This window comes from Fluviicoccus sp., assembly GCF_030646115.1.
Taxonomy (GTDB): domain Bacteria; phylum Pseudomonadota; class Gammaproteobacteria; order Pseudomonadales; family Moraxellaceae; genus Fluviicoccus.
The window spans coordinates 202,127-214,345 of sequence record NZ_JAUSMX010000015.1; the positions used below are offsets into that span (position 1 = coordinate 202,127).

Here is a 12,219-nt window from a genome sequence, read left to right on the forward strand (position 1 = left end):
TCGGGCGGCGGCTCCTTTCTCAGGAGCAACAACGATGAAACTGGTTACCGCCATCATCAAACCGTTCAAGCTGGATGATGTCCGTGAGGCCCTCTCCGATATCGGCGTACAGGGAATCACCGTCACCGAAGTGAAAGGTTTCGGACGCCAGAAAGGCCACACCGAACTGTACCGCGGTGCAGAGTACGTGGTGGACTTCCTGCCCAAGGTCAAGATTGAAGTCGCCATTGGCACCGATTTGCTGGACCAGGTGATTGAAGCCATTACCAAGGCCGCCAACACCGGCAAGATCGGTGACGGCAAAATCTTCGTCAGCAGTCTGGAACAGGTGATCCGCATCCGCACCGGGGAAACCGGCGTCGACGCGGTCTGATAACCCACCCAATCCTTTCGTCCTTTCTGGCAATCACGTGGAGAACCACCGTGAAAAAGATGCTTATTGCCCTGAGTTTGAGCACAGCCTTGTTTGGCGCCGCTCCGCTCTATGCCGAGGAGGCCGCCGCGCCCGCCCCGGCAACCGTCGCCGTCACGGCTGAAGCCGCACCGGCCCCTGAAACCGCTGCCCCCGCCCCGGCTGCCGCCGAAGCCGCTCCGGCTGAAGCTGCCGCTGCTCCCGCCCCGACCGCCAACAAGGCGGATGACGGCTTCCTGATGATGAGTTCCGCTTTCGTCATCCTGATGTCCATTCCCGGCCTCGCCCTGTTCTACGGCGGTCTGGTGCGCAAGAAGAACATGCTGTCGGTGCTGATGCAGGTCTTCACCGTGTTCTCGCTGATTACCGTGCTGTGGATGGTCTACGGTTACAGCGTCGCCTTCACCGAGGGCAATGCCTTCTTCGGCTCTCTGTCGAAGGTGTTCCTGAGCGGAGTGACGGCTGATTCGCTTGCCGCGACCTGGAACAAGGCGACGCCGATCCACGAAATGATCTACATCGTCTTCCAAGGTGCCTTTGCCGCCATTACCTGCGGCCTGATCGTCGGTTCCTTCGCCGAACGCGCCAAGTTCGCCGGTGTGCTGGCCTTCACCGTCATCTGGTTCACCTTCTCTTACCTGCCCATGGCGCACATGGTCTGGTACTGGGCCGGTCCTGACGCCTACACCGACGCCGATGCCGCTACCGCTGCCACTGCAACGGCCGGCTGGCTGTTCCAGAAGGGTGCGCTCGACTTTGCCGGCGGCACCGTGGTGCACATTAACGCCGCTGTCGCTGCGCTGGTGGGTGCCTATGTGGTTGGCAAGCGTATCGGTTACGGCAAGGAAGCGATGCTGCCGCACAACATGGTCATGACCATGATCGGCGCCTCGCTGCTGTGGTTCGGCTGGTTCGGTTTCAACGCCGGTTCGGCGCTGGAAGCCAACGGCATTGCCGGCCTGGCCTTCATCAACACCTGGGTCGCAACTGCCGCCGCCGCTGTAGCCTGGTCGTTCGCCGAGTGGATCTTCAAGGGCAAGCCCTCCATGCTGGGCGGCGCGTCCGGTGCGGTGGCCGGTCTGGTCGCCATCACCCCCGCCTGCGGTTTTGTGGGTGTGAGCGGCGCGCTGGCCATCGGCCTGCTGGCCGGTATCATCTGCCTGTGGGGCGTGCATGGCCTGAAGAAGGTCATGGGTGCTGACGATGCGCTGGATGTGTTCGGCGTCCACGGTATCGGCGGTATCCTCGGCGCCCTGCTGACCGGTGTGTTCGCGGCACCTTCGCTGGGCGGCACCGGTGTCTGGGACTACGTCGCCAACGGTGTGGCTCCTGGCTACGACATCTTCGGTCAAGTCAAGATTCAGGCCATCGGTGTGGTAACGACGATTGTCTGGTCGGGTGTGGTTTCCTTCATCGCCTACAAGCTGGTCGACATGACCATCGGCATGCGGGTTGACGAAGAGAACGAGCGTATCGGTCTGGATGTCACCTCGCACGGTGAGCGCGCCTACAACGACTAACCGATTCCGGTACAGTCAGCTACAATGAAACGGAGGCTTCGGCCTCCGTTTTTTATTGGCTGTACTTTAGCCTTGGTTAACGACATTGCCTGCCCGGCAAGGGGGACTCATGCTCCGCTTCACGCCTCTTCTACTCGCCATGCTGCTGCCGGCCGCTCCCGCCGTCGCCGAAATCTACCAATGGAAAGATGCCGACGGCAAGGTGCACTTCACCGACCAGCCTCCCGCCAACCAGAAGAGCAACACCGTCAACATCCGCACCGCCCCGACCTCCGATGCGCCTGCCGCCGCTCCCGCTGCTACAGCGACAGAGTCCCCGCTGGAGCGGCAGAAAAAGCTGCTGAAGGTGATGGATGAAGAACGGGCCGCCAAGGCAGAGAAGGACAAAAAAGCCAGTGGCGAGCGACAGAAACGGCAGATGGATTGCGCCCGCCTCAAGGATCAGCAGCGTCAATTCGCCCAAGGCGGCCGCTATTACACCGTGGACTCCAAAGGCGAACGCATTTACAAAAACGATGATGAAATTGCGCAACAACGGGAGAAAGTCAACGACGCACTGAAGAAATGCCGTTAAGGACGGTCATGATGCGCGGCCGGAACAATACGCTCTTCCGGTAGCGGGAAACTCAGGCTGACGCGCAGGCCGCGCCCTTCCAGACCCTGCCCCAACTCAATGCGGGCGGCATGCAGCACGGCGATTTCCTTGACAATGGCCAGCCCCAGCCCGGCACCGTCACCGCCTTCATCGTTGCGGAAAAAACGTTCGAAGACCTTGTCACCTACTGCCGGATCAATACCAGGGCCGTCATCCTGCACCCACAACCCTGGCGTCGGCACGGCGCTGACGCCAATCACGACCCGCCCCGGCCGTGAGCCGTACTTGAGGGCATTATCAATCAGGTTGCTCAGCGCCTCGCGCAGCAAGGTGGCGTGCGCCTGGATCCACACCGGCTGATCGGGGGCCTCCAGACTCAACTCTACGCCCATCGCCAGCGCGGGCGGTACCCACTCCATGCCTTCTTCACGCGCCAGATCCACCAGGTCCAGCAACGCCAGCGGTGTCTGCCGCAATCCTTCCGGCTCGGCGCGCGCCAGCATCAGCAACTGGCGGGAAAGGCGGATAGTCCGCTCCACCGAAGCCCGTAGATGCGCCTCAGCTTCCTGATGTTCCCGGCCAGGCGCCGAGGTCAGCAAGCGATCCAGATTAAGCCTGATGGCTGTGAGCGGCGTACGCAACTGATGGGCGGCGTTGGCCACGAATTTGCGTTGTGAGGCCAGCGCCTCATCCAGCCTGGTCAGGAGGTCATTGATGGCGCGCACCAGCGGCAGTACTTCCCGGGGAACCCCTGTCCCGGGAATCGGGGCAATGCGCTGGTGGTTCTGGGCGTCCAGCGCCCGGCTCATGGCAGACAGCGGCCGCAGGCTGCGGTTGACCCCCAGGCTGACCACCAGAATGACAATCACGATCAAGGCCAGCTGCGGCGCCAGTACGCTCAGCAGGATTTTGCGGGTCAGTTTTTCGCGGCGGTGCTGCGTCTGCGCGACTTTGACCTGGACCGCCTGCCCCAGTTCGGGATGGTCGGCCACCAGAATGGCCACCCGCACCGGCGTCCCCTTGAACTCCCCATCAAAAATGAGAGTGTCGTAATATTTGAGAATGCGGCCGTGAGGCATAGGAAATTTTTTTTCCCCGGCGACCACCCGGTTGGCGGTGGAAATCTGGTAATACGTGGTGTCAAAATCGTCCCACAGGAACATGCGCTTGGCTTGGCGCGGCATGTTCAGGGACACGCGCTTGCCGTGTTTCTCCACCAGTTGCGACAGCGAATGCACATGGTCATACAGCGTCTGATCGTATTCGCTGTAGGCATAATAAACCGCCTGATAATAGGCAATGACGCCGGAGCAGCTCAACACCAGCAGCAACGGCAACAGCATCCACAACAACAGGCGGCCGCGCAGGCTGTAGAGTCGGCGCAGCTTGCGGCGACGCCACCAGGCCGCAAACGTGGGCATGCTTTGCCGCCAGCGGCGGAACCCGCCAGGCTCAGCCATCGGTCGCCGCAACCTGCAACATGACGCCGAAACCGCGAATGGTGCGCAATTGCACCCCACTGCCTTCCAGTCGCTTGCGCAAGCGGTGCATGTAGAGGTCAATGGCGGAGTCGCTGAGGTCGCTGTCCCAATCGCTGAGGTGCTCCTGGATTTGCGGCTTGCTCACCACCTTGCCGGCGCGGGTCAGCAGCAACTCCAGCAGGTTGTACTCGCGGGGAGAAAGACCCATTTCCTCCCCCCCGGCGAAGACGCGCCGCGCTGTGCGATCCATGCGCAAGTCGCCCAGCACCAGCTCGTTGACCGCGCCACCCAGCGCGCGACGGGCCACCGCCCGGATACGCGCCAGCAGTTCATTGACATCAAAGGGTTTGGTCACATAGTCATCAGCGCCGCTGTCCAGACCCTGGATGCGGTCAGCCGCCTCGTCACGCGCCGTGAGAATGATGACTGGCGTTGCGATCTGGCGGTTGCGCCACTCCCGCAACAGGCTCAGCCCGTCCAGTCGCGGCAGTCCCAGATCCAGGATGATGACTTCGTAGACCACTTCATGGCGCAGGGCCTCACGCGCCAGCAAACCGTCAATGGCAACATCCACGTGATACCCTTCACGATGCAGGGCGTGGCGCAGGCCCTCGGCAATGGGCCGGTCGTCTTCCACAAGAAGAATTCGCATAAGGCGGCTTTTTGTAAGGTTGGTGAAAGCTTGGTCAACTTATTATAACCGTGCGGCGAGGTTCAGGGGGTTGGCAGTAACAGTTCCCGGGATAAAGATGGTTTTGCGGCTGTCTGGTTCTCTTCCCCATTTCGGGAGTTGTTACTGTCTATGCCCCCTCTCTCTACCTCCTGTTCCTACCCTGCATCATCCCCCGTTTAATCTCTTTTGTCACATATCGCCTCCGCGATTTTTCGTCATATTTCCTCCGGCCGCCCTGCGTGTTAAGTTCAGGTATATTCCGGAGAGCCCCCGATGCCGCCACGCCTTTTTCCCCGCACCCCGTTGCTGAACGGACCTGATGCGGAAACCGTCCGTCGTTCGCTGCGGGACTATTTCCTTGACACCTTCGACCGCTATGAAAGCCTGTTCGAGACGCTGGCCGATGACGAAGCCTGGACCCGCAAGCCGATTGCGCTGCGGCATCCGCTGATTTTCTATTTCGGCCATACCGCGACCTTCTTCATCAACAAATTGCTGCTGGCGCGGCTGGTGCAGGAACGGCTGAACCCGCGCTTAGAGTCGATGTTTGCGGTTGGCGTGGATGAGATGAGCTGGGACGACCTCAACGAGGCCCACTATGACTGGCCGACGGTTGCCGAAGTCCGGGACTACCGCCGCCAGGTGCGGGAGCTGGTCACAGCCGTCATCGACCACACCCCGCTGACCTTGCCCATTGGCTGGGATCATCCTTGGTGGGCCATTGTCATGGGCATTGAACATGAGCGCATCCACCTGGAAACCTCGTCGGTGCTGATCCGCCAGCAGGCCTTGTCCTTTGTGAAACCGCATGCGGACTGGCAGCCCTCCCGCGACAGCGGCCCCGCGCCGGAAAACCGCCTGCTGCCGGTTGCCGCCGGGTCAGTGCGGCTGGGGCGGGAATTCAGCGACCCGTTTTATGGCTGGGACAACGAATACGGCATGCATCACGCCGATATCCCCGCCTTCGAGGCGGCCCGCTACCTGACCAGCAACGGTGAATTCCGCGAATTTGTCGAGGACCACGGCTACAGCCGCCCGGAATTCTGGGATGAGGAAGGCCGAGGCTGGCTGGGTTTCACCGCCGCCACACACCCCACCTTCTGGCTGTGGCGCGACGGCGACTGGCAATTGCGGCTGATGACCGAAGAAGTGCCGATGCCCTGGGACTGGCCGGTGGAAGTGAACTGTCTGGAAGCACGCGCCTTCTGCCGCTGGAAGGCGGCGAAAACCGGCCGGCCGGTGCGGCTGCCCACCGAGGATGAATGGCGGCGGTTGTACGATGTCTGCGGCCTGGCCGATGTCCCGGCTGACCGGTCGGCGGCGGCCAACCTGCATCTGGATCATGGCGCGTCGTCGTGTCCGGTAAACCGTTTTGCCCATGGCGACTTCTTTGATGTCACCGGCAATGTCTGGCAATGGACGGAGACACCCATTTACCCCTTCGACGGTTTCACCGTGCATCCGTGGTACGACGATTTCTCCACCCCCACCTTCGATGACCGCCACAACCTGATCAAGGGCGGCTCATGGATTGCCTGCGGCAACGAGGCGCGCGCAGACTCCCGCTATGCCTTCCGCCGCCATTTCTTCCAGCACGCGGGCTTCCGCTATATCGTCTCGGCCGCGCCAGCGCAGGTGCCGGGGTCGCTGTACGAAACCGACCGCCTGCTGTCGGAGTATGCCGAATTCCATTACGGCGACCTGCATTACGGCGTCGCCAACTTCTCGGAAAGCCTGGCGAAACTGTGCATTGCGGCGCTGGGCGACCGTCCGGCACGCAACGCGCTGGATCTGGGCTGCGCCGCCGGACGCGCCACCTTCGAGCTGGCGCAACGCTTCGACCGGGTGACCGGCATTGACTTCTCGGCGCGCTTCATTGGCTTGGGCGTGCAAATGGCCGAACAGGGCAAGCTGCGCTATACCCGCACTGACGAAGGCGAACTGGTGAGCTACTGCACCCGCACGCTGGCGGAACTTGGGCTGGAAGGCATACAGCAGAAAGTGGAATTCTTCCAGGGCGACGCCTGCAACCTGAAGACGCCGTTCAGCAGCTATGATCTGGTGCTGGCCGCGAACCTGATTGACCGGCTGTATAACCCGGCGTTGTTCCTGAACCATATTCACGAACGCATCAACCCCGGCGGCCTGCTGGTGCTGACCTCGCCCTACACCTGGCTGCCGGAACACACCCCACGCGAGGCCTGGATTGGCGGCTTCAAGCGCGATGGCGAAACGGTGACGACGCTGGACGGTTTGAAGGTGATGCTGGGCGGGCACTTCCGGCTGGTGGGAGAGCCGGTGGACGTGCCGTTCGTGATTCGTGAGACGAAGCGGAAATTCCAGCACTCGGTGGCGGAAGTGACGGTGTGGGAGCGGGTGTAGTGGCTCTGCCATGATGCTTTTGCTTTGACAACGGATATAGCCAACAGGAAATCCACATGGAAATAATCGGTCTGGCCCTCTTGGGCTGCATCGGCGTGGCGGCCGCATCCGGCTTGCTGGCCGCACGTCTCCGACGGATGCAACGGGGACAGGTTGCCGCTGTCTTTCTGCTGACATTGATCGTGACCGTATCCGGCACGGCCCGATGGCTGAAGCCGAGCTTTCCCTCCCTGGGTATCGGCAGCATGGCCACGGAACTGGCGGCCAGCCAACCGTTTGCGGAGCTAAGGCAACATGACGCCGAACTTTGGGAGAAAACGATTGCGCAAATAACCGCGCATGCCCATCACGGCCAGACCCGTGAAGATGCGGCCTCCATCATCAAGTCCGGCCTGTACTACGTCATGCGCCGAAAAATACCGGAAAGCAGCAATGAGACGGCCATCCAGTTCATATCCGCCCGGATGGATGAACTGGAGCATTATGCCAGCCAAGGGGAGGAACTCTGCTACATGCTGATGGAGCCGCCACCCGGTCTGGTTTTCCGAAAGGCAGGAAAACCTCCGGCCGCACTGCTTCAGCAACTGGACTTAGCAATGTTCCGACTGATCCGCGAGGCGGCCCTCACCCCCCAACCCGTGCCGAACGAGGAAGAACTGGCCGCACTGCTGGAAAAATGGTCTAAGGCATACCCTCGAACGGAAGACCGGTCCGCCATGACTGCCACATCGGCCTCAAGGCCGGAACAGTGCCTTGCCACCGTGCGCGCAACACGCCTCCTGCTGGAGAGACCCGTGGATGAAGCCGGCCTGTATGTGCGCATGATGTACGGGCTCCCCGATGCACAGCTTCGGCGTTGACTCCTGTCGCCTGCCTCACACAACCGGCGGACAGGATTACTTGCTGATCCACGGGCCATCAATCGACACTTCATTATGAAAAACTGTCCGCTCATCAGAGTCGGCCTTGAAAGTGGCGGTCCCGATCACCGGCGGCAGGAGCGCCGGGTTACCTCTGGCCGGTATGTCGTGCAGCAGGTTGCTCATCTCGGGATCAAACAGCGAGGGGGCCGGATTAATCACCTCGACATCATATTCAACCCCCATCAGGATTTCGTTACCGGAACGAACGGGGGTCTGGTACTTGCGTATAGCATGGAGCCGGAGTCCCTCGGCAAAGCAGAAACCGACCCCGGTTTCCCCCTCCTTGGGAACCGGAGCCTTTGCTTCATCTTCGGGAATATACCGCTTCTCCCCGGGCTCACAGCCCCTGGCAACCGGGGGACGGCGAGTCGTCATTTCGGAAAAATACAGCGGGCGCCCTGCCTCCGTCAGCCGGTAGACCGGGCGGGTCACGGCCTGACCCTCAGCATCCCTGAAGGTCAGTTCCGCCTGCTCAATCAAGCCCATCTTCAATAATATCGGGCACACAGCGCAGCCGGTCTTCAATCCGCCGGGCAAGCGATGTTCCCCGGTCACCCTGCATTCCGACAGCCCGTTGGGCGAACGCACCCACTCTGTTTTCGGCAAGCCGTCGCCCACCGGGAAATGCGGCGCCGTTACACAGAACAGGTTGCCATAATCGGCGGCGTACCCGCGAATGAGTTCCTGCTCCAGCCTGGGCAGATATTGCTGGAGCAATGCCGCATCCCGATGCGCCTGCCACATCAGATACCCTTCCCGGCCTATACCCACCATAATCAGCAGAAAGCCGATCCTGTAAAGCCACTTCATGCGCATTAACCCGGCTGAAAAAGTAAAGCCCGGGTTGTACCCCTTAATCGTATCCGGTGCAAGCCGTCACCCCGGAGGCCTTGCGGCAGGCCAATCCGCTCCCCTGGCTACGGCATCGGCAACTTCAGCCTAGCGCGATACCGCGATGTTATGACTGCCAACGGCGACAAATACGCTGCCGTTCCAGGCCACACTGGTAAAGGTGGCGCCCGGCGACGGCATCCTGTTCCAGTTAATCCCGATTTTCGACTTGGTGTAGATGCCGCCGGGGCCGACGCCCACCATCAGCGAGCCGGTGTTGATCATGCGGTTGGTATAAACCCCCTTGTAGTAGGGGCAGTCATGCCGGGAGTCGGGGTCCAGCTTGTAGTACACGCAATGGTTTGCCCCGGTGCGCATGGCCGTTTTGACCGGCATGGCCGCAGGTCCGGCCTCCGGCAGCACCATCTCGCCTTCATAGGGCACCCAGGCCGTCAGACCGTAAACCACCATGCCGGACGTGAGCAAGGGTTCACCCGAGAAGTCGAACAAGGCATCATTTCTGAAATCTGTCCCGACTTGGCCAGTCCCGAACTCCGACCAGGACACCGCGTCCCCGGAGGTCAAAATATCGGTGTAACGGTCGCATTGTCCCATCGTTGCACAGTGTGTCGAATACCGCAGGAATATGAATTTCCTGGCTTGGGCATCGTAGCGCAGCCGCACCCCCGCATGTTGTGTTCCGCCGGGAATGAACGTAATGCTCTGTGCCATGAAACGCCAGTTCACCCCATCGACAGAGTCGTACAGGTCGTACAGATCCGCTCCGACAAATTTGCTGCCGTTCCACACCACGCCAAACATCCCCAAACCATCCGAACCGCCGGAAGCCGCCGCCGGGCGGGCTACGGGAGTCCAGGTCACGCCGTCACTGCTGGTGTAGGCCCAGTCACTTGACGCCGTACCACGCAAACTCGCCACAAACTTTTGCTGCCCCGGCAAGCCGCCCCAGGTAATGCCTGTGAAATCGTTGGTCGTCGTCACCGCCACCTTTGTCCAGTTGCTGCCGTTGACCGAGGTGTACAGCGTGCCGGCATTGCCAATGGCGACGAACATGCCGGCGCCCGGACCACCCCAGATGACCTCGGTGAAGGCCGTCAACGCGTTCGCGGTGACGGGCAAGGCGGTGGAGTTGCCTGCGCGCACCGTCCATGCCGCACCATCGGTCGAGGTGAGGATGGCACCCATTTCACCCACGGCAATCATCTCTCCCGTGGAGGTGTTGACGTTCACCCCGAACAGCGCCTGCGGCAACGGGTTGGTGCGGCGCGTCCAGTTTTTACCGTCGCTTGAGGTGGCAATGATGCCGTTGGCCGCCGGAATCTTGTACTGCTTGTCGGCCTGATAGATGTACGCACTGCGGCTGCCGCCGGCGCCACCGACGGCCACATAGAGGTTTTTCACCGGGTTGTAGGTCACCATGTTCCATTCATTGCCGTCGGTCAACGCCATCTCGGGAGGAACGTATTTGGTGATGCCGCCATCTTCAGAAATCGTGACCACCGAGCTCAAGGGGGTGGGGCTTGGCAGACCGTTATTGGTGTACTGGCTGGAGTTGGATTTCAGCATGGAGCCACTGACCACCGACACAAAAGTGCTGGTGCCCGGCTTGTTGATCAGGTTTTGACCACCGCCCAGATTGGTGATGAACGACTCGCCGCCGGCCGTCATCAGTTTCGAGACAGCGTTGCCATCGCTCACGAAGTTGTAAATATTCTGGGCGCTGATCACGAATTTGTTCTGGTAGCCCACAGGGTCCAGCAAATACGTAACACCGGGGGTCATGTCAAAGGCATGACTCCGGGTCCAGGTCACGCCATCGGGGGAGGACACCGCGTTATCAGGGCCCACGGCCAGGTATTGCGTTCCGTTCCAGGCCACGCCGTACAGGTTGCCACTGCCCGAACCGCTCGCCGTGGTCCAGGCCACGCCGTTCGTCGAGGTGAGAATGCGGGCGCCCTCACCCACCGCGACAAAACGGCCACCGGCAAAAATCACCCGGTTCAGATTGAACTCGCCGCCGGTGGTTTCCACACCTGAAACACGTTGTGTCCAGGCCGCGCCGTCGGGCGAGGTTTGAATGACACCCCGGTCACCCACGGCAACGTAGAGTCCGTTGCCATAAGCCACGCTGTTGAAGTTGGCCGTGAGCAGTTTCCAGCTGTCAGCGTAGCCGCCTGCCGCAGGCAGCGCGGGCATGTTGGTGACGGCGGGACGGCTTGGCTTGACCACGGCCAGGGCGCTGGGGGTGGTGGCCAAACTGTAGTTTTTGCTGTAGGCGGTGGTCGTCGCAACCGTGCCGGAGGCATCCGGCACCAGCCCGTCCAGGCGGTTGATTCTCAGCGCATTATTACTGCTATCCACAGCATAGAGATAGTTGCTGAGGGTGTTGACCACGATGCGCTCGGCATTGCTGGCAAAGATATATGTAAGAACCGTGCCGTTGGCATCGAGGGCGCTGACATGGGTGTCGCGGGAACTGCTGACGTACACCCGGTCATCATTGGGGTTGACGAAAATATCGCTGGGGAAAAAGATGCTCGCGAAGGCGGAGCTGATCTTGGTGTTGCTGCCGGTATCAAAAATATCCAGATTGGCGTTCAGCAGGTTGATGACATAGAGCCGCTTCAATCGTGGGTTCAGCCCCAGGCTGCTGTAGGGGTTATTGGCAGCCGCACTGCTGTTTAGCGTGGCGCTAACGGTATTTGAGCTGGTATTGATCACCTTGACGCTAAAGTTACCCAGCACATACAAGCGCTGCGCGGCTGTGTCGATCGCCATGCGCAAAGGGCCGGCATCGACCGAAACACTGGTTACGGCGGCCTGGGTGTCCGTGTTGAAGACTTGCACCGCGTTATTCGCCAGACTGGCATAAAGGCGGTGGGCGCCGGGGTCCATGACCACGTCAACCGGCTTGTCGGCCGTGGTGAGGGTTGACACGACTTTATGCGTAATGGTGTCGATGACGGAGATGGTTTTCTCGCCGCCGTTGGCCACATAGGCCTTGTTGACGCTGTTGTCTACCGCGATGGCCGCCGGGGCTGCGCCAACGGGAATCTTGGCGAGCTCTTCATCCGAAGGGGCATTGATGACCCTCACCTTGTTACTGCCTTTTTCGACGATGTACACTTTGGTGGAGTAAGTGTATTTACTGACGGTGGGAACGACAGCTCCCCCGCCGCCGCTGTCGCCGCCTCCCCCGCCGCCGCCGCAACCCGCCAGAAAGAGGTAAGCACAGGCCATCATCAGCCATAAAATGCGGGTATCCCGGTATCCCTTGCGTAGTGCTTTCATAGCGCCCCTTGCAAAATATGGCTAAAATTTGATTCTCGACCTACCCCCGGCCGCTTACAACCCCGAAGCCGGGCGGGTTGACGGCCGTGA

8 protein-coding genes and 1 pseudogene are annotated in these 12,219 nt (G+C 60.8%); 5 read left to right on the plus strand and 4 right to left on the minus strand.

What is annotated here, in order from left to right; genetic code table 11:
- Window positions 1-34 precede the first annotated feature (34 nt).
- The 3 genes from glnK to Q7T36_RS11405 all read left to right on the plus strand — a co-directional run bounded on the left by glnK (window position 35) and on the right by Q7T36_RS11405 (window position 2,506).
- Window positions 35-373, plus strand: a complete 339-nt coding sequence (gene glnK, locus Q7T36_RS11395) for a P-II family nitrogen regulator (protein WP_304848260.1) — start codon at window positions 35-37, stop codon at window positions 371-373.
- Window positions 374-423: 50 nt separating this feature from the next.
- Window positions 424-1,932 (plus strand): ammonium transporter, encoded by a 1,509-nt coding sequence (gene amt / locus Q7T36_RS11400; protein WP_304848264.1) that lies wholly within the window; start codon window positions 424-426, stop codon window positions 1,930-1,932.
- A 109-nt stretch (window positions 1,933-2,041) separates the two neighbouring features.
- Window positions 2,042-2,506 (plus strand): DUF4124 domain-containing protein, encoded by a 465-nt coding sequence (locus Q7T36_RS11405; protein ID WP_304848266.1) that lies wholly within the window; start codon window positions 2,042-2,044, stop codon window positions 2,504-2,506.
- Here the strand turns inward: Q7T36_RS11405 and Q7T36_RS11410 are convergent.
- Both Q7T36_RS11410 and Q7T36_RS11415 read right to left on the minus strand, forming a co-directional pair.
- Entirely contained in the window at window positions 2,503-3,948 is a 1,446-nt protein-coding gene (locus Q7T36_RS11410) for a sensor histidine kinase (protein WP_304848268.1), read from the minus strand. The two genes, Q7T36_RS11405 and Q7T36_RS11410, sit on opposite strands and share 4 nt — an antisense overlap.
- A gap of 31 nt (window positions 3,949-3,979) precedes the next feature.
- Window positions 3,980-4,660 (minus strand): response regulator transcription factor, encoded by a 681-nt coding sequence (locus Q7T36_RS11415; RefSeq protein WP_304848270.1) that lies wholly within the window; start codon window positions 4,658-4,660, stop codon window positions 3,980-3,982.
- 294 nt (window positions 4,661-4,954) lie between these two features.
- Between Q7T36_RS11415 and ovoA the strand changes: the two genes are divergently transcribed.
- Complete coding sequence (gene ovoA, locus Q7T36_RS11420) at window positions 4,955-7,063, plus strand: 5-histidylcysteine sulfoxide synthase (RefSeq protein WP_304848273.1); 2,109 nt, start codon at window positions 4,955-4,957, stop codon at window positions 7,061-7,063.
- Between the two features lie 56 nt (window positions 7,064-7,119).
- Window positions 7,120-7,923 carry a hypothetical protein gene (locus Q7T36_RS11425; protein WP_304848277.1) on the plus strand — a complete coding sequence of 268 codons (804 nt, stop codon included), beginning with the start codon at window positions 7,120-7,122 and terminating at the stop codon, window positions 7,921-7,923.
- Window positions 7,924-7,959: 36 nt separating this feature from the next.
- Here Q7T36_RS11425 and Q7T36_RS11430 read toward each other — a convergent pair whose 3' ends face one another.
- Both Q7T36_RS11430 and Q7T36_RS18005 read right to left on the minus strand, forming a co-directional pair.
- A complete protein-coding gene (locus Q7T36_RS11430; protein WP_304848279.1) occupies window positions 7,960-8,796 on the minus strand; it encodes a hypothetical protein in 837 nt (278 codons plus the stop codon).
- Between the two features lie 3,069 nt (window positions 8,797-11,865).
- Window positions 11,866-12,129 (minus strand): annotated as a pseudogene (locus tag Q7T36_RS18005) (hypothetical protein); the annotation flags it as partial.
- Between the last annotated feature and the right edge of the window lie 90 nt (window positions 12,130-12,219).

Excerpts from the sequence above, each read along its gene's own strand:
- Q7T36_RS11415 (WP_304848270.1), bottom strand. The coding sequence starts at position 4,660 with ATGCGAATTCTTCTTGTGGAAGACGACCGGCCCATTGCCGAGGGCCTG.
- Q7T36_RS11405 (WP_304848266.1), top strand. The coding sequence starts at position 2,042 with ATGCTCCGCTTCACGCCTCTTCTACTCGCCATGCTGCTGCCGGCCGCT.
- ovoA (WP_304848273.1), top strand. The coding sequence starts at position 4,955 with ATGCCGCCACGCCTTTTTCCCCGCACCCCGTTGCTGAACGGACCTGAT.
- Q7T36_RS11410 (WP_304848268.1), bottom strand. The coding sequence starts at position 3,948 with ATGCCCACGTTTGCGGCCTGGTGGCGTCGCCGCAAGCTGCGCCGACTC.
- glnK (WP_304848260.1), top strand. The coding sequence starts at position 35 with ATGAAACTGGTTACCGCCATCATCAAACCGTTCAAGCTGGATGATGTC.
- Q7T36_RS11430 (WP_304848279.1), bottom strand. The coding sequence starts at position 8,796 with ATGAAGTGGCTTTACAGGATCGGCTTTCTGCTGATTATGGTGGGTATA.
- Q7T36_RS11425 (WP_304848277.1), top strand. The coding sequence starts at position 7,120 with ATGGAAATAATCGGTCTGGCCCTCTTGGGCTGCATCGGCGTGGCGGCC.